Source organism: Magnetococcales bacterium (genome assembly GCA_015232395.1).
In the GTDB taxonomy this organism is placed as follows: Bacteria; Pseudomonadota; Magnetococcia; order Magnetococcales; family JADFZT01; genus JADFZT01.
The window spans coordinates 31,897-49,803 of the sequence record JADFZT010000016.1 but is presented as its reverse complement, the minus strand read 5'-3'; the positions used below and the strand labels follow the sequence as shown (position 1 = coordinate 49,803).

The window sequence follows — 17,907 nt, the reverse complement described above, 5'->3', positions numbered from 1 at the left end:
GGCTCTGGCCAAACCCGTTGGATATGGAAAAAATTCAAAAGATAAAGCAAAATCAAAACCTTGGGCTCTGCCCAAACCCGGCAGGGAGATAATCCCCCTGCACCCCTATTAATAGAATCAAAAGAAAAACGCCTACTTCTATGTTGCGATCTCTCCCAGTAGCTTGAGAAAGGCCGCCTCATCCAATACCGCTACCCCCAAAGCTTGGGCCTTGGTGAGTTTCGATCCCGGCTTTTCCCCCGCCACCAAATAACGGGTCCGCTTGGAAATCGAACCAGAAACCTTCGCCCCCAACCCCTCCAAACGCGCCTTGGCCTCCCGACGGGTCATTTTCTCCAAACTACCGGTAATCACCACCGTCTGCCCAGCCAAAGGCTTTTGGGAAACCTCCCGAACCGCCGCCCGATGCCATCCGGTATCAACTACCTGAGCCAGCTGCTCAACGATGGCACGGTTTTCCTCTCTCTGGAAAAAGCCCCCCACCCGCTCCGCCACCACCGGCCCCACCTCCCCCACCCCGAGCAAAGCTTCCGGCGTGGCCCCCAGGAGCGCTTCCAGCGTTTCAAAATGATCCGCCAGATTACGCGCCGTCGCCTCCCCAACATCCCGAATACCCAGGGCAAAAAGAAAACGGCCCAAATCCCTTTTTTTGCTCTCCTCGATGGCCTTGAATAAATTGTCTACCGACTTCTCCCCCAAACCCATGAGAGCCGCCAGCTGTTGCCGCTTTTCCGCCAGCCGATAAAGATCAGCCACGCTGCCGATCATCCCTTCGTTCAACAGCAGCTCGACTATTTTTTCCCCCAAACCATCGATATTCATCGCCTTGCGGGAAGCAAAATGGCGAATCGCCTCCTTGCATTGAGCCGGACAGGAGAGACCCGCAGGACAGCGAATCACCACCTCCCCTTCACTGATGACAGCCTCGGAGTGGCACACCGGACAGTGGCTTGGCCTGGGAAAGGGTTGGCTCCCCTCAGAGCGATGTGCCAACACCACCCCCACCACCTCCGGAATCACATCCCCGGCCCGGCGCACACGGACCCGGTCCCCCACCCGCACATCCTTGCGCTCCAACTCCTGAAAATTATGCAACGTGGCGTTGGTCACCACCACCCCGGAAACATTGACCGGCTCCAGACGCGCCACCGGCGTCAAAGCACCCGTGCGACCCACCTGGATTTCAATATCGTTGACCGTGGTCTCGGCTTCCTGGGCCGGAAATTTATGCGCCACCGCCCAACGGGGTGCCCGGGCTACAAAACCAAGACGCCGCTGCCACCCCACCCGCTCCACCTTGTAAACCACCCCATCCACCTCAAAGGGGAGCTGCTCCCGCCGGGCTTGTAGTTCCTGATAATAGTCAAAACAACCCGCCACCCCCGTCACCACCCGCCAATCGTCGGAAACCGGCAAACCCCAGAGCTTCAGCTGCTGATATATTTCACTCTGGGTTGGGGGCAACGCCCCATCAGAAACCTGCCCCAGACCGTGAATATAAATATCCAAGGGGCGTGCGGCGGTGATTTTTGGATCCAGCTGCCGGAGGCTACCAGCGGCTGCGTTGCGGGGATTGGCAAAGGGTTTTTCTTCAGCTTGGCGGAGCTGTTCATTCATTTTTTCAAAATCATCCAGGGGAATAAACACCTCCCCCCGCACCTCCAACAAATCGGGAACCCCCTCCCCCAGCAAACGCAAAGGAGCGGAACGGATGGTGCGCAGGTGGGCCGTCACCTCCTCCCCCACCTGGCCATCCCCCCGAGTGGCCGCACGAACGAGAACACCCTGTTCATAGAGGAGACTCACGGCAAGCCCATCCAACTTGGGCTCCGCCACCATAACGACCTCCTCCCCCCCATCCAATCCCAGAGTCTCCCGAATCCGCTGATGAAACTCTGCCAGCGCCACCTCGGTAAAAAGATTATCGAGGGAGAGCATGGGCACCTCGTGGTGCACCTTGGTGAAATGATCCAGGGGAGCGCTGCCGACGCGTTGGCTGGGGGAGTCGGGAGTTAGCAGCTGGGGATATGTCTCCTCCAGCTCAACCAACTCCCGAAACAGCTGATCATAGGCGGCATCGGAAATTTCCGGGGCATCCAGGGTGTGGTAGCAGTGGTTGTGGTGCGCAATCAGTTGGCGCAGCTCAAGGCACCGGGCGCTTATCTTGGTTGGGAGGTTCATGGGGGGCTATTTTTCCACAAAAATCCCCCTCCAAAAAGGAACTGCCGAAGATCACGAAGATCCCCGGCAGTTTGCAAAGCCAATATATGCAACCGATCTAGGCTTGATCGATTTTGACATCCATCTCTTCAAACAGATCGCTCAGAACTTGAATCCCTGTTTTTTCATGGGCCTTGACCGACTCCTGAAACCGCCACCAATCGGTATCGGCCTTGTCTATATCGTCTCGCCAATAACCATCCGAATCATCCACTGGTGGCCAATGCTTTTTGATGGCCTCTTTGTACCATCTCCACTCATCAAACTCTGCAAAGCCGGTCAACGTGGTTAATGCCTTGAGACGCTCCTCCTTATATTTGATCGCAGGGCCGGTAAAGGTGGGATTGAACACCCCCTCCAGATCCGTTTCAAGGGCACGCCATCGGGCATCTGCATCGGTTTTATTCAGGTGGGTGCAATATTGACGAAGAAGCGCCTCGGCAGCTTCCAGAAAGCGAACCTGATTGTTGACCTCCGACTTCACCAGGCGGGGATCGACCCATTGGTGACCAATCCAGTCCGGATGGTGTATGGCATCGGCGTGACCGATGTTGGGGATGATGTTGCTGCCAATCTGGTTAAAGTCACTGTACCACCCGACAAAATTTTGATGTGCCCAGGTATCCACATAGGCGTGGGAGGCGATACCGATACGGTAAGGCAGCAGGGAGCCGGTCGCCCCGAAAGCATCGGCCAAAAGCGCTTTGGCTCTGTCATTGTCCGGCGTGGTGTTGAGGATGTGCATCTTGCCATCTTTTCTGCGTGCGCTTTTGGCAGTGGGATCTCCCGGCACAAAATGGAAAATGGGATAAATCCGCATAAGCTCCTGCTTGGGCAGGAGAATGTTCATCGTTTGACTGATAAAATTTTCATATATATCGCCCGTTTGTGCATCTTCGATCTTAAAACAGAGATCGTTTTCATCCACATACTCCGATGAGCAGGCGATAATTTTGGCATCCCTGTCGGAAAAGCCAGCCCTTTGGGCAATCAATCCGGTGACATAGTAATGAAATTCGGAATCCATGTTTCCCCCTTTCCATTGGTTGTCTTGTTCAAAACAGACAAGATATCAGCCAACGAAAATCATTAAAAGCGCTTTTCCACCCAGCGATGCACTCGATTAATGACCCGCTTCTGCTCCCGGGGGGTGAGGGGAAGATAGAGGGGGAGAGCCAGGGAGGTTGCCAAAAACCCCTCCAAACCAGGCAGTTGATCCAGAACTTGAGACTTAAACCAGAGGGGAGAATCGGCCAAAATATTGGATTTATTTAAAAATGCTTTCAGGGATTCCCGGGCTTCGGGGGATCTCATCACCAAAAAAAAACCGTCCCAGGCCCGGCCCCTTTGGGGGTTGGATGGTTTATGGAACAGGCCCCGATCCCGCAGGGCCAAATAATTTTTTGCCAGGTGTTCACGCCCTTCAAGAATCCGGTCGATCCGGGAAAGCTGGGAGAGCCCCAGGGCCACAGCACCCGCTGCGGGGAGGCGGGGACGATGTTTTTTCAGGGTTTGGATGAGGTTTTTATCCTCAGAGAGCGCCACCACGCCCTCACCTGCACGCACCATGCGGTTGGGATCCAGGCTCAACATCTGAAGATCCCCTCCACCACACCCCGGAAGGGGCTTCAGGATGGCGGAAACATCTTCCAGAACAGTGGTTTCCCAGCGAAATATGCGGTGGGGATGACCCAATGTATGTTGCACGATTCGGGCTTGGGGGGTACCCCCTTCAGGGGGATAGAGGGGAGATTGTTCGGTGGCCAAGCCGGTGAGGGGATCGATATCCACCGGGGCGGTGTGGAGCCAGGCCGCAGCCAAGCCCTCCCGCCAGATGGGATTCACCAGGGGATCAGCCACCACCACATCCCCGGAGCGCCAGCCGTAAATTTTTTTCAGGGTGGCGATGAGATCAACGCTGTCGGCAAAGGCGCACGCCGGACGCCACCAAAGATCGGACCACGCCCCTTCCCACGCTTCCACCAAAGCCCGATCCACAAAGGGCTCCCGGGCCAACTGCTGCAAAACTCGGGCTTCGTCCCCCCGGGTCAACTCCAGTCGATATAAGGGAATCGACCCGGGGGAATCAGAGGGGGGTGTGGCGTTGGCAGGGACAGGGACCGCTGTCATCAGACCCCGGCTCCCCGGCTTCAGCTGCCAACGGCCACTTTGGCGGGTGGATCGCCTTCAGTTTGGGTTTCCGGGCAAAAACCGGGGACAAACTTATCGGCCAGTTTTTGGGATTTTTCCGACACTTCCCGAGAGAGCTTATAGGCGCAAAAGCGCGGACCGCACATGGAGCAAAATTCAGCGGTTTTGTGAGCGGCTTCCGGCAGGGTTTCGTCGTGATATTCCCGGGCACGCTCCGTATCGAGAGCCAACTCGAACTGTCGGTTCCAGTCAAAACCATAGCGCGCCCGGCTCATTTCATCGTCCCGCTCCCGCACGCCGGGGCGCTTGCGAGCGATATCAGCGGCATGGGCGGCAATTTTGTGGGCGATGATGCCCGCCCGCACATCCTCGGCGTTGGGCAGCCCCAGATGCTCCTTGGGAGTGACATAACAGAGCATGGAAGCGCCATTCCAGGCGGCGATGGCCCCACCGATGGCAGAGGCGATCTGGTCGTAACCCGCAGCGATATCGGTCACCAGTGGCCCCAGCACGTAAAAAGGCGCTTCGTGGCAGAGTTCCCGCTCCTTTTCCATGTTCATGGCGATCTGATCCATGGGCACATGGCCCGGCCCCTCGATCATCACCTGCACATCCCGCTCCCAGGCGCGCTTGGTGAGTTCACCCAAAATTTTCAGCTCGGCAAACTGGGCGGCATCGGAGGCGTCATGCAGACAGCCGGGTCTCAAGCCATCCCCCAATGAGAGGGTCACATCGTGGGCGACGCAGATATCCAGCAGCTGGTCAAAGTGGGTATAGAGGGGGTTTTCCTTTTCGTGGTAGAGCATCCACTGGGCCATGAGCGCCCCCCCCCGGGAGACGATCTTGGTGATGCGGGATTCGATCAAAGGCAGCACCGAGAGCAGCACGCCGCAATGGACGGTCATATAATCGACCCCTTGCTTGGCCTGGCCCTCGATCACCTCCAAAATCAACTCCGGGGTCAAATCCCGCACATCCGGCACCCGCTCCACCACTTCATAGATGGGGACTGTGCCGATGGGCACCGGGGCGTTTTTGATGATGGCCCGGCGGATTTCGTTGATTCCCTTGCCGGTGGAAAGATCCATCACCGTATCGGCCCCATGCTGGATGGAGAGGCGCAATTTATCCAGCTCCTCGTCCAGGCCTGAGGAGATTTGGGAGTTGCCGATATTGGCATTGATTTTACACCGGGCGGCGATACCAATCGCCATGGGTTTTAATTCAGGATGGTTGATATTGGCCGGGATCACCATCCGTCCCCGGGCTACTTCGGCACGCACCAGTTCCGGATCCAGGCGTTCCTGGTCGGCGACATATTGCATCTCCGGCGTAATCTCCCCTTGCCGGGCGTAGTGCATCTGGGTAACGTTGCCGGCGCGGCCACGAATCCATTCGGAACGCATTGGGCTCATGTGGGTCTAACTCCGTCAGGGTAAATGTAGAAACAGTCCGGTCGTCACTGAAGATCCGGTCGTTTTGGGATCACACTCTTTAATTCAAAAATTTCGCAACTCGTCGTCCATTCTGGGGACCAGCCACCAACATTGACAAGGGGTTTTTGCATTGAGCCATCTTGACGGACACCTTTCAGGGAGCTTTTCATGGACCGAGGATCGGGAAAAAAAGACCCCTGGGCTCTTTTCCGATGCCCAAACTGAACGTAACGCCCTGCTTGAAAATGCCGCTGTGGTGGATTTTTCCCACCTGGGAGTCGTAGCGGTTTCGGGTGAGGAGCGGGAAAAATTTTTATCCGGCATCATCACCAACCAGATCAAAAAAGTGACCGAAGGCGAATCGATCCACACCGCCATGCTCTCTCCCCAGGGGCGTTATCTCTGGGATTTTACCGTTGTCGAGCACGAAGACCGCTATTTGCTGATCACCGATCCGGATCGACTCCCGGCACTCCTCAATAAATTCAGGATGTATCTTTTACGCACCAAGGCGCAAGTTGAAGATGTCAGCGATCAATTCGGCGTGCTGGGGGTGATCGGCCCCCAAACGGAAAAATTTTTCGGCACGATTTTTCCGGAGCTGCTCCCGGATGAAATTCCCCTGGGGGCTACCTTCACCCCGGAGGCGGGTGTTCGTCTCTGGCAGGATCCCCGACACGGCGCTTTCGGTTATCGGTTGTTGATGGCGGCGGACCTTATCCCCGACTGGTGGCAGCGCCTGACAGAGCAGCTCCCCCCGGCGGGATTCGAATCCTGGGAGCACGCCCGCATTAAAAACAGCCTGCCCCGGGGAGGCAACGAGATGATTCCGGATACCACCATCCCCACGGAAACGGGGCTTGTGGAGATGAATGGGGTCGATTTTACCAAGGGCTGTTATGTCGGTCAGGAGACCATTGCCCGGACCCATCATCGCGGCACCTTGAAAAAACGTCTCCATGCCATCACTCTGGAAGGTGGAGAGGCACTCCCTGTGGGGACACCCATCCTGATTGCGGATGACAAGGAAGCGGGCATTCTCACCAGCCTCTCGAAAGATAACGGTAACTGCCTGGGTCTGGCGATTCTGCGCCTGTCCGATGTGGCGAGTGGCAAGCCCCTCACCGCCTTGGGCCGACCGGTTACCGCCCACAAACCCCCTTGGGCCACATGGACCTGACCTCCCCTTTCGCCGACAAACGTTGGCTTGCCCGACAATTTCCAGTATAAGAACCAGCCATGACCACCTCCCAGACCCCATTGCCACCGTTACCGCCACTCAAAATCGGCGTATACACCCTACCCGTGCCCATCATTCAGGGAGGCATGGGTGTGCGGGTTTCAGCCCACGGCCTGGCTGCGGCCGTCGGCAACGAAGGAGGCTTGGGTCTCATCGCCACGGTGGCCCTCTCCCTGGCCTCGAAATATTATAAAAAAGGCAAAGACTACTACCGGGCCAACGCCAAGGCCCTGGTGGACGAGCTGCACCTCGCCCGGGAGATGAGCCCCACAGGCATTATCGGCACCAACTGCATGGTGGCCATCCGGGATTTCGAATCCATGGTGCGCACCTCGGTGGAAAATGGCGCTCAGGTGATCGTCGCGGGCGCCGGACTGCCCCTGCGCCTGCCGGAATTCGCCGCAAGCCATCCCGATACCGCTCTGGTTCCCATCGTCTCCTCCCTGCGGGCGGCCAGACTCATGGCCAAGCGCTGGTTCAAACTCTATAAGCGCCTGCCCGACGCCATTGTTTTTGAAGATCCCAACGAAGCCGGGGGACATCTGGGTATCAAACGGGAACTTTTGGGCAGCGAAGAATATTCCACCGCCCGGGTCATTCCCGAGCTGGCGGAATGGTCCCGCAAGGAGTATGGCGACGAAATCCCCATCATCACCGCCGGGGGCATCTGGGATCGCAAGGATATCGACTGGGCCTTTTCACTGGGGGCCAAAGGGGTGCAGATGGCCAGCCGTTTTATCTGTACCCACGAATGCGACGCTGATCCGGTCTACAAGCAAGCCTTCATCGACGCCACCCCTGAAGACGTGGTGATTGTCGATTCCCCGGCAGGCCTTCCAGGCCGTGCCCTGCAAACCCCCTTCACCAAAACCCTCTTCAGCGGGGGTGAGGTGGCGAAAAAATGTTTTGCCACCTGTCTGGATGCCTGCATCTGCCGGGAAGAGGAAGAGACCTTCTGCATCGCCGAGGCGCTCCATCAGGCCCAGCAGGGGGATATCGAAAAAGGGCTGGTTTTTACCGGCACCAACGCCGTTCGCCACACCGAACTCCGGCACATCTGGGAAATTTTTGAAGAGCTGACCGGACAGCCCTCCCCAAACCGCCCGGCCTGATGCCGCCATGCGGCCCAATGTCCGGGGGATGGAGCGGTTTTTGCGCAGACTGGCCGATGATTGTCCCATCGGGCAGCTCTCCCATCTCTATCTCAGCCACTGGCCCGCTGATTTTCCAAGCCCCCTGGATCACCTGATCCCCTCCGGATTTAACGGCACGGTGGTGGCGGGGCGGGTCTCCATCACCAAACGATTTCGTCAGCAATATCCCAGTCTCACGATCCAACTCCACGACCATCCCACCGCCCACACCCCAGCCAATCATATCCTTCTGGAGCTGCCCCCCGGACGGGAAGCCGCCCGCAGCCTGGTGGAATCCGCCTTGGCATCCCTGGGGCAGACGGGTCGCTTATGGATTTTCGGCAGTCGTGAAAGCGGGATCGAGGGGATTGGCAAACGCTTTTCCGAAGCGGCGACTGAAACCTATCGGGGACATGTGCGCCTGCTTTCCCTGGGTCGAGAGAGCGTTTTCACCCCAGCCCCGGGCAAGCCTGTCTCAGCACCGGCTCTGGATGATGAAGGATTCCACCGGATTCAGGCGGCAGGGGTGGAGCTTGCCAGCCGTCCCGGCGTTTTTTCCTGGCAGGAGCTGGATCCAGCCTCCCGTTTGCTGCTTGAGAGCCTGCCGGAAAATCTCACTGGTCAGCTTCTTGATTGGGGGTGTGGTTCGGGGGTGCTGGGTTTGAGCCTGGCCCGCCGCCATCCCGGCCTCCAGGTGGTGATGAGCGACGATCAAATATCGGCTGTGCGTTCTTGTGAGCGGGGCATCCAGCTCAATGGCCTGGAGAGATCGTGTCGGGTGATCGCCGAAGATGGGGTGGGTCACCTCCTCGAAGGCATGACATTTTCCCATATTCTCGCCAACCCTCCCCGCCATCGCGGTGAAGCCCCGGACCAGAGCGCCACCCAACAGTTCATTCCGGCGGCAGCCAAGCGGCTGCAACCCGGTGGCGGGATGTGGCTGGTGGGCAACCGCTTTTGGGATTTGGGGTGGATGATGGCTGATTGTCTGGATCAGGTTGAGGTGGTCGCGGATACCGAAGGGTTTCGGGTTTGGCGGGGGGTTAAGGGAAGGGCAGCATCCAGATCAAGAAAAAAATCTTGAGGGAGAAAATCTCCCCCAAACCCCCTCTTCTTTATATAATTGTTTGGGATTAATCACTGGTGCCAATAGAAGGGTGGACAACCGCCCTCAGGATATGGCAAAAAGCCGATCAAAATTGGCTACCTGCAAAATTTTTCGGACCCTATCCTGAATGTTGGTCAATTTTATTTCCGTGTTTCCCCCGCCGTTGTGCTCATGCATCAATAGCAGCATCCCCAAAGCGCTACTGTCGATATAGGTGACCCGACCAAAATCCAGAACATAGCGGGTTCCTGCGGGGTTATCGATATAAGCCTTGCGAAACTTCTCGCGAAAATTGAAGGTAAACTCTTTTTCCAGGCGAACGACCAACGCACCCGTTTCATCTCTCTCAACATTCACAATACACCCCCAGTTGACGCCCAACTCCCACAAGTTATCAATATCAAATCATAAGCAATATCCAACAGAAGGGAAAAGCAAGTCAACACGCCGTAACATTTTATTAACAACAATCAAATTTTGATAACAAAATCCACCCAGCAACACCGAAAACCACCCCCCATCCAGGGGAATGCTTTTCGGTGCTTATAGCCATTCGAATCAAGAATTAGACATATGCCGTTGCCCTTTTTCGTCATTTCCGCGAATGCGGGAATCCAGGGAGTCTGGCACAAACCTTTCCAAATCTTGCTTCACTTTCAGCAAAACACCGGACTTTCTGAAGATTTGGTTTTTCCTTGAGAGCCATGATTATCCCTCTGGATCCCCGCCTTCGCGGGGATGACGAGTCAGAGAAGGGTGTCCAATTCTGAAGTAGACCTACTATTAAAAGTGTGGCCGTAAAAAAACAGTCTCGTTTTTTATCTGCCCCCCTCTTATCCGAATTCAGCCTCAGTGAGTGTGCTGACCTTCCCCGGCAGCTTCCTGGAGCAGATGGCGAATGGCTGAGGCGCTGCGATGGATGCTGTGACAGCGGCCACAGACGGTATAGCCAAATTCACCCAACAGCCGACCGCTCTTTGTGGGATCGTGGGGTGCTACCAGGGCGGCTTTCAGTTGATCCATCACCTGGAAGGTGTGCTCCCCCAAAATCCGTGCCTGGGGCTCCTCCCCCCGGTGGCAGGCCGAACAGCTCTTGGCCATTCGCATCAGGCGCTCTTTCAGTTGATCCACATGGGTGCGGGCTGCTGCCATCTGGCCATCCTCCCGGGCTGTTTTCAAGCGGGCCAGATCCCGGCGCAGGATTTTCATGCTGCCGTGATAATCCTCTGCCATTTCTCCCGGGCTTCCTGGAATCTCCACACCGCTGAAATCCGGCGCCCGCAGCAGGGCCACCACACCGAGTTTGTATTGCCCGTGACAGGAGCGGCAGGTGTGTCCCAGTTTTCTCAGAGCGCTTTTGACCCCTTTGACATCTCCCTGGCTGGCCGCAGCACTCAAAGCCGTCGCGGCTTCCCCATCCACCTCTTCGGCCCATTCGGGGACCATTTGGGTGAGCTTTCCATAGGTCTCGGTAAAAATCCCCGCCCAGCGGTTGAGGGCCTCACCATCCCCCCCTTCGGCACTATCGCGCACCGCCTGGAATGATTGCCCCAGACGAAACATGGTGTGCAGCCACACCTGCCGTTTGTTTTGGGGTTTGTACCAGGCGGCCAGAGAAGCGGGGGGCAGCTCGATGGTGGCGGTTTGGGGGGTTGACCCGGCCTTGGCAAAATCCAGGGTGACGATACAGGCCAAAAGCAGCGCAAAAACGATGATTCGGGGATGTTTCATGGGGATCCTCATGAAGGGTGGTCGATTTCGGAAACTGAAGGAATCATCCTGCCAGTTCCAGCCGCTATTTGCCACTCGCTTATAGCCAAAACCTCTCCCCTGAAGGCCGTTTTCAGCAACTGTCATGGTGCATCTGAACAGACGCCATCCCTAGTGCCAGCCCACCTTTTTCCCTTCATCCAACCCCTCAAGCCCACCCCTGTATGTGAAGATACCTTTCCAACACCCCAAACCCCCGAGTACCCTCTGAATCAGAAGGGTGAACGGAAAACACCCCACATCACCCCATCAAAACCATCGTGCTCAGCCAAACCGAGTGAATTCCCACGGGAAAAGATCCATTCCATCACCCCATTCGGCCAGAGGTGGCTGATTCCGGCAATCGCTCCCCCATCCCGGAATTTTTTTTACGCCTCAGCCTCTGAAAGAGATCCATGAGCCCCTACGCCATCATGTTTCATCATTTCCATAACCAGCAGCACCCCCGTGGGCAGGGGGCGATCAGTGGTGGGGAGTTTCGGGAGCTGCTGGAGCATGTCGGCATGGATCGCCTGCTTCCGGCTCATGAGTGGCTGGATCGGGTGCAGGCGGGCACCCTGGGTGAGAACGACCTCTGCCTCTCCTTCGACGACGGCCTCCGCTGCCAGTATGATATCGCGGTGCCGGTGATGCGGGAGCTGGGATTGACCGCCTTTTGGTTCGCCTATACCGGCCCCATGAGCGGTGAAAAGGATACATTGGAGATCTATCGCTATTTTCGCACGGTGCAGTTTGACCATGTGGATGCCTTTTACGGGGCTTTTTATCAAACCTGCCGCAAGCTCGACCTCTGGGATCAGATCACCCAGGGGCTTGAGGGGTTCGACCCGGCGGGCTATCTCGCCCCCCACCGTTTTTATTCCAACAACGACCGCACCTTTCGCTATGTGCGCAATACGATTTTGGGGGCGGAACGCTATGAGACCGTCATGGACACCATGATCAGCGGCAACGGTTTTGATGCCGATAAAATCAGCGATCAGCTCTGGATGAAGCCCGAACAACTCAAAGAGCTTCATGATGCCGGCTTCGTGATCGGCCTCCACAGCCACAGCCACCACAACCGCATCATCGATCTCCCCCAGGCCCGCCAGGAAGCCGAATATACCACCAACGCCCGTCATCTGAAGGCGATCACCGGAGAGGATCCCATCACGGTCTCCTACCCCTGCAACGCCTATGATGCCGAAACGTTGCGGTTTTTATCCTCCATCGGAGTGCGGGTCGGTTTTCGTACCGATCTGTTCGACACCCCCAAAAGCCTCCTGGAGCTGCCCCGGATGGACCATATTGAGGTCATTCGACAGATGAAAAAGCCAAAATCCAGGCCAAATGACCAGAACAAGTCGAACACAAGGAGCGGATCATGAATCGTTTTTGGGGAAGGTTGAGCCTCTTTTTGCGTCGCTGGTGGCCCATACTCCTGCTCTTGAGGCCCTGGAGGGCGCTGCCCAGGCTGGTGCGGTTTGAGCGATTTTTCTTTCGAATCTTCAATTCATTGCAAATTTTTGCCGGGATCGTGGCTTCCCTGCGGTTTTTGCTGCAAATTTTGCGTGGGCGGATTTTAAAGCCGTGAGAGCAAAACCTGAGGGAGGCCCCCTGCATGGGTCTCAATTGATTAAAATCCCAAAAAAAAAGAAATTTCGGTAAGGTCCAACCAGGTGATTGACCGATAAGAGCCGATAGAGCCAAAAAATGAATCGGAATCCAAAATGCTCATGACCGCCAAAGCCCCGGGCTCCAAAACCCTGGAGATGTCCCGCTATATCGATCTGGAGATCTACCATGCGGTGGAGCGCTCCCACCCCTTCTATGGGGAGATGATCGAAGCCCTGGTGGCCCGCTGTGGGGATTTTCTACAGGATCGGGGGGAGAGCCGACTGCTGGAGTTGGGAGCAGGGACGGGTTTGGCGACCGAAGCTTTTCTCGGCTTTGATCATCTGGAAATCACCGCCATCGACATCGATGAAGAGTGCTGCCGGATTTTGGAAGAGCGTCTACACCCCCGGGTCATCACCAGTCAGGGGGATGCGGTGGGCTGGTGTGAACCAGGCGCTTTTGATCTCACCCTCTCGGTCTTTGCCCACGACCACATCCATCACGATGAAGCCGAGGCGTTCATCCACAACATCCACCAAAATTTAAAACCCGGCGGGCTCTATCTCATGGGTGGCGAGCTGCTCCCCCCCTATGAAACACCGGAAGAACGGCGGGAGGCCCTCTATCGCTATCACACCTTCATCATCAACCAGGCCCTGAGGGAAGAGTCCTTTGAGCTGGCCCAGATCGAAATCAACGCCTTAAAATCAGGCTTGCAGATGATCGGCGATTTTAAGCGCCACGAGGAGATGTTCGAAGCGGAAATGCAGGCAGCCCCCTTTGAGCTGGTGGAAAAAATCAAGATCGGTCCCAATCAACCCGGAGATGTCGGCGGGGTCTTCGTCTATGCCTATCGGGCGCTCTGACAACAGCTCCATGGCAGCCACCCACTCCCCTTCCCCCAGCCATCCCGGCCAACCCCCCTCCCCACCCCTCCCTGTGGCAGAGGTGGATTCCATCCTGATCAACACCCCCATTTCCAGTCCGCTCCATGCCCAACTGAATCTGCCCCTGTTGCAGGGGGCCTTGACCACGGCCGGTTTCAACTGTCGGATTGTCGATGACAATATCGATTTTTTTCATGATTTTTTAAGCCCCCTCCCCCCACCCCCCAGCCAGACCGAATTTCGCCAAAACCCCCTCTCGATCCTTTCGTATTATAACGATCTGGAGGCCCGTCTCTGGGAGCGTTCCAAGGGATGGCCCAAGCTCCATGTGGGCATGCGCTCTCTGGCCATGGCCCACGACCGACTCCAGTTTGATTCGGTGCTGGCCGCCACCCGGGATCGAGAGAGCAACCCCTTTATCGCCTATTATGAAAAACGGGTGCGCGCTGATTTTATCCCCCTCAAACCCAAAATCATCGGTATCGCCATCACCTTTCAGGATCAGCTGATTCCGGCCCACACGTTAGCCCGGGTGATTCGCCGGGAGATGCCAACGTGCCGCATCGTTTTCGGTGGCCAGATGATCACCCGCTGCCAGGAGTCAATGCTGAACCATCCGGGCATTCGGGGGCTGGCGGATTATCTGATTCTCTGGGATGGGGAGATTCCCCTGGTCAATCTCCACCGCCAGCTGATTCGGGGGGAAGAGGTCGAGATGACCAACCTGATCCCCTGCCACACGCCAAATCATGCACCAGATCAGGCCCCGGACGCCTCCCCCTCCCCAACCCCCCCCCTCATCCAGCGCACCGGGGCGGCCCTGAGCGGTGAGGCGATTCCCGAGGTGGATTTCAGCGGTTTTGATTTTGAGCGCTATCTCCTCCCCGAATATCTCATCCCGGTGCAGACCACCCGGGGGTGCTATGGGGAGTGTGCTTTTTGCGCCATCCCCTTCGGCTCCAACAAATATCGGCTGCGGGAAGCCCCACGGGTGGTGGCGGAACTCCAACGCATCCAGGGGGAAATTCAGGAAAAGCACGGTCGGCAAGCGGTCTATTTCAAATTGATGGAAGACACCTCTTCGCCCAGCCTGCTTCTGGAAATCGCCGATGAGATCGCTGAAAAGAACCTCCATGTTCGTTGGGAAACCTTTGCCCGGCTGGAAAAATCCTTCACCCGGGAGGGGGTTCTCAAGCGCCTTTATGCCGGGGGCTGCCGCAAGATTCACTGGGGATTGGAGACCAACGATCCGGGGATTTTGAAGGAGATGAACAAAAAAACCCGTCCCTCCCACACCGACGATGTCCTACGGCTCTCGGGGGAGGCGGGCATTATGAATTTTTGCTTTGTTTTGATCGGCTTTCCCGGAGAAACAGCAGCCCAGAGAAAAGCCCTCACCGACTACATTATCCAAAATCGCCACATCCACACCCTGACCCTGGCCACCTTCGACCTCACCCGGGGCTCCCCCATGGAGCGGGATTTTGATGAGGAGAACGCCTTGGGCCTCTCCCGGATGCCTGCTGAAGAGTTCCAGGTGCGTCTGCCCTATCTGGTGGATGGCCAAAACTGGAAGCGGGAGGTGGTTTCAGCCGGGCACACCATGATGGCTGATATCGTCAAGGCCCGCCCCGACATTGGCCTCGTCACCCTCTTCCCGGATCAGGTGCGGGGGATGCTGTGTGACTGGTTTGGCAACGACTGGGGCTCTACCTTCGTCCAGCGCTACGGCACCGAAAATGTCCAGGAAATGTTCCAAAACACCGAACGCTATGCCAAAGCCTATCGGGAAGGCCAGGAGATCGACCCCGCCGCCCTGCCGGAGCCCCTTAGAAGAGAACATTTCCGCACCCGGGAAGATCTGGAGCTGCTCACCCGGGCGGTTTTACAGCGCAAAAAATATGAGCGGGTCCGGCTGGAGCAGGTATAGCCATTCGAATCAAGAATTGGACATAGGCCTTTGTATTTTTGTCGTCATTCCCGCGAAGGCGGGAATCCAGAGTGTCTAGCACGAACCTTTCCAAATCTTGCTTCACTTCCAGCATAACACCAGCCTTGCTGAAGATTTGGTTTTTCCTTGAGGACACCATAATATCCCTGGACCCCCGCCTTCGCGGGGATGACGAGTCAGAAAAGAGTGTCCAATTCTTAGGCAGGCCATATAACCTTCAGGGATCATAAACCTTGGACCCAGGAGTGGGTTAACCATGTTTTTCAGCGACAAAAGAGCGCCATCGTGAATCTGAAAGATTATCTGGCCCAACTGGACGACCAACCGGCAGATCCCCAACAACAAGCCTGGTATGCTCAGCTGGAAGCCAAGGTGACCCAGGGGCGTGGGCTCTTTGAAAGCAGCTCGCCCCAACAGCAGGCCCTCTATCACACCCTCTTCAACCAATGGGTGCGCACCGAGGAGCTGAAGGCGTGGTATGGGGAGCCGGAGCGGGGGGCGCTTTTCCAGGGGACGTCGGTCTCCTCCCTGACCATCCCCCACGAGATGGAGCGCCCTCTGGATCTTGATGGCGGCATCGAAGCCCTGGAGGAGTCCCTGGCGGAAAGCTACATCCAGCATCACGATCGCCACCAGGAGGCGGTGATCCGGGCCAATCTGGAACCGGTGGACAAGTGGATCGGTGAGGGAATCTTTTTTGGGGTGGCGTTGGGCGCCAAAATGATCACCCAGGCGTTTGATCTCACGGTGCCTGCCGAGGCGGTGCTCTTTGACGTAAACGGGGTGGAGGTGGATCCCCACCAGATCACCGCCCAGCCCATGGAGATTCGGCAGGCCTATTTCGAAGCGTGTCGGGAGCGGGTCGAGGCGTTCGGGGAGCTGGAGCTGACCCGTACTGATCTGGAAAAAAGCCTGGTGCTGGGGGATATCTCCAAGCCCCGGATCGACCGCTACCGGGGGCGGCTGATGCTGGGGCCGGTGCGCTGCAACGAAATCGCCACTCTGATCTCCCGCCGCCTGGTCACGCGTATTCGGGAAAAAACCCAAGGCCGCATCCACCCCCGCTCCCTCCTGGTGATGATCTACGACACCGACACCCCCTACAGCTATCATCAGGTGGCGGGCTATTTTGGCCATCCCCAGGCCCCGGTGCTGCCAGGCTTGACCCTGCTTGGCTCCAGCGGCAGCTGCGACGCCTTCCGCTGGCTCTATATCTATCGCTGTGGCCTGATCTCCCAAAAAATCGTCAAAGGCTCCCTCTATTCCGAGGTGGAGCGGCGTTTCATGCCCTTTGTCTTTTTCGGGGTGCTGGTGGAGCGGGATGCGGAAATTTTGCTGGATCTGGATCGTTTAAGCCTGCTGCGCTACCGGGGGGATATCTCCCCTTGGCTGGAATTTTGTTACCTGCTACCCAAACTCCACAAGCAGCTCACAGAGACCGTTCCCCTGAACCTCCACCGGGAACTCACCGACCGCTTGAGATAAAACAGACACCACCTTAAGGATTGAATCCCCCGGACCAATGGCGCACCATCAGCCTGTTTGGTTTTTTCAAGCCAGCTCCAAGCCACTCTCATTCACCAACCATCGGGTCGATCTTTCATGTGCACCGTGTTTTATTTAAAGAATCAGGGACTGCTCTCCAAAAACCGCGACAAGGAGCAGCCGGAAACCGAAGAGATTGTGGCCACCCCGGAAATGTTGGGGGTTCGAACCGTTGGCGCGGACTATTTGAGCCTGGGGTTGAATCGCCACGGCTGTGCCTTTGTCACCACCGCCGTCAACTCCCCCACCTGGACCGCCGCTGTGGAGGCTGGTGAGTTGCCAAAAGCCCGGGAGCTGATGGCCCGGGATATCCAGGGCAAATCCGGCATTTCACACCTCCTCTCCCGACTCCTGCCCCAGGTCCGCTCCATCGATGATTGGTTGGCAGCCATCGAAAAAACCAAAACACCCTGGCGGGGCTATAATGCCATTCTGGTGGATCGCAACCGGGGGGTGCATGTGGAGGTGCATGCTGCTGACCATCATCCCTCCCCCATGGGGGAGCGCTACATCGTCACCAACCATTTTCGCCATCTCAGCTGGGGGCCCCGACACCGGCCCGACTATCCCAACAGCTGGGAGCGCTTTGACTATGCCGGGGAAAAAATCCAGGGAATCACCAGCCAGGAAGGGTTGTTCCAGGCCATCGCCCCGGCCTCACCCCAGGATCGTGAGCGGATCTGGCGTCAAGATACTTTTCAGACCATCTCCAGCACAGTGGTGGACCTCAAAGCCCTCTGCCTGTACCGTACCTTTGGGCCGGGAGAACCCTTTGATAAAATCCCCTTGCCCGGCTAATCCCCGATTCATGGGGAACCATCCGGATCCAAGGAAGCGCCCCCTCTGCCCTCTGCCATCAACGCCATG

15 protein-coding genes are annotated in these 17,907 nt (G+C 57.0%); 9 read left to right on the top strand and 6 right to left on the bottom strand.

Annotated features, from left to right (window positions below):
• Positions 1-138 precede the first annotated feature (138 nt).
• The 4 genes from ligA to thiC form a co-directional block, all read right to left on the bottom strand.
• On the bottom strand, positions 139-2,181 hold the full coding sequence (gene ligA / locus HQL52_06730) for an NAD-dependent DNA ligase LigA (GenBank protein MBF0369135.1): 2,043 nt from the start codon (positions 2,179-2,181) through the stop codon (positions 139-141).
• A 97-nt stretch (positions 2,182-2,278) separates the two neighbouring features.
• Positions 2,279-3,247, bottom strand: a complete 969-nt coding sequence (locus tag HQL52_06725; GenBank protein MBF0369134.1) for a hypothetical protein — start codon at positions 3,245-3,247, stop codon at positions 2,279-2,281.
• A 62-nt stretch (positions 3,248-3,309) separates the two neighbouring features.
• Complete coding sequence (locus HQL52_06720) at positions 3,310-4,350, bottom strand: DegT/DnrJ/EryC1/StrS aminotransferase family protein (protein ID MBF0369133.1); 1,041 nt, start codon at positions 4,348-4,350, stop codon at positions 3,310-3,312.
• A gap of 20 nt (positions 4,351-4,370) precedes the next feature.
• A complete protein-coding gene (thiC, locus tag HQL52_06715) occupies positions 4,371-5,777 on the bottom strand; it encodes a phosphomethylpyrimidine synthase ThiC (GenBank protein ID MBF0369132.1) in 1,407 nt (468 codons plus the stop codon).
• A gap of 160 nt (positions 5,778-5,937) precedes the next feature.
• Here thiC and HQL52_06710 point away from each other — a divergent pair, with 160 nt between their 5' ends.
• The 3 genes from HQL52_06710 (at position 5,938) to HQL52_06700 (ending at position 9,264) form a co-directional block, all read left to right on the top strand.
• On the top strand, positions 5,938-6,987 hold the full coding sequence (locus HQL52_06710; GenBank protein MBF0369131.1) for a folate-binding protein YgfZ: 1,050 nt from the start codon (positions 5,938-5,940) through the stop codon (positions 6,985-6,987).
• A gap of 80 nt (positions 6,988-7,067) precedes the next feature.
• Positions 7,068-8,159 carry a nitronate monooxygenase gene (locus tag HQL52_06705; protein ID MBF0369130.1) on the top strand — a complete coding sequence of 364 codons (1,092 nt, stop codon included), beginning with the start codon at positions 7,068-7,070 and terminating at the stop codon, positions 8,157-8,159.
• 7 nt (positions 8,160-8,166) lie between these two features.
• Positions 8,167-9,264 carry a class I SAM-dependent methyltransferase gene (locus HQL52_06700; GenBank protein MBF0369129.1) on the top strand — a complete coding sequence of 366 codons (1,098 nt, stop codon included), beginning with the start codon at positions 8,167-8,169 and terminating at the stop codon, positions 9,262-9,264.
• A gap of 87 nt (positions 9,265-9,351) precedes the next feature.
• Here the strand turns inward: HQL52_06700 and HQL52_06695 are convergent, their stop codons facing one another.
• Positions 9,352-9,645 (bottom strand): STAS domain-containing protein, encoded by a 294-nt coding sequence (locus tag HQL52_06695; GenBank protein MBF0369128.1) that lies wholly within the window; start codon positions 9,643-9,645, stop codon positions 9,352-9,354.
• A 492-nt stretch (positions 9,646-10,137) separates the two neighbouring features.
• Positions 10,138-11,019 carry a cytochrome c gene (locus tag HQL52_06690; protein MBF0369127.1) on the bottom strand — a complete coding sequence of 294 codons (882 nt, stop codon included), beginning with the start codon at positions 11,017-11,019 and terminating at the stop codon, positions 10,138-10,140.
• A gap of 434 nt (positions 11,020-11,453) precedes the next feature.
• Between HQL52_06690 and HQL52_06685 the strand changes: the two genes are divergently transcribed.
• The 6 genes from HQL52_06685 to HQL52_06660 all read left to right on the top strand — a co-directional run bounded on the left by HQL52_06685 (position 11,454) and on the right by HQL52_06660 (position 17,838).
• Entirely contained in the window at positions 11,454-12,428 is a 975-nt protein-coding gene (locus HQL52_06685) for a polysaccharide deacetylase family protein (GenBank protein MBF0369126.1), read from the top strand.
• Complete coding sequence (locus HQL52_06680; GenBank protein MBF0369125.1) at positions 12,425-12,634, top strand: hypothetical protein; 210 nt, start codon at positions 12,425-12,427, stop codon at positions 12,632-12,634. Before HQL52_06685 ends, HQL52_06680 begins: the two co-directional genes overlap by 4 nt.
• Positions 12,635-12,776: 142 nt before the next feature.
• Positions 12,777-13,523: a class I SAM-dependent methyltransferase gene (locus tag HQL52_06675; protein ID MBF0369124.1), complete on the top strand. Its 747-nt coding sequence runs from the start codon at positions 12,777-12,779 to the stop codon at positions 13,521-13,523.
• Complete coding sequence (locus tag HQL52_06670; GenBank protein MBF0369123.1) at positions 13,504-15,474, top strand: radical SAM protein; 1,971 nt, start codon at positions 13,504-13,506, stop codon at positions 15,472-15,474. The genes HQL52_06675 and HQL52_06670 overlap by 20 nt, the downstream gene beginning before the upstream one ends.
• A 306-nt stretch (positions 15,475-15,780) precedes the next feature.
• Positions 15,781-16,980 carry a hypothetical protein gene (locus HQL52_06665; protein ID MBF0369122.1) on the top strand — a complete coding sequence of 400 codons (1,200 nt, stop codon included), beginning with the start codon at positions 15,781-15,783 and terminating at the stop codon, positions 16,978-16,980.
• Between the two features lie 117 nt (positions 16,981-17,097).
• Positions 17,098-17,838, top strand: a complete 741-nt coding sequence (locus HQL52_06660; GenBank protein MBF0369121.1) for a hypothetical protein — start codon at positions 17,098-17,100, stop codon at positions 17,836-17,838.
• The last annotated feature ends 69 nt before the right edge of the window (positions 17,839-17,907 follow it).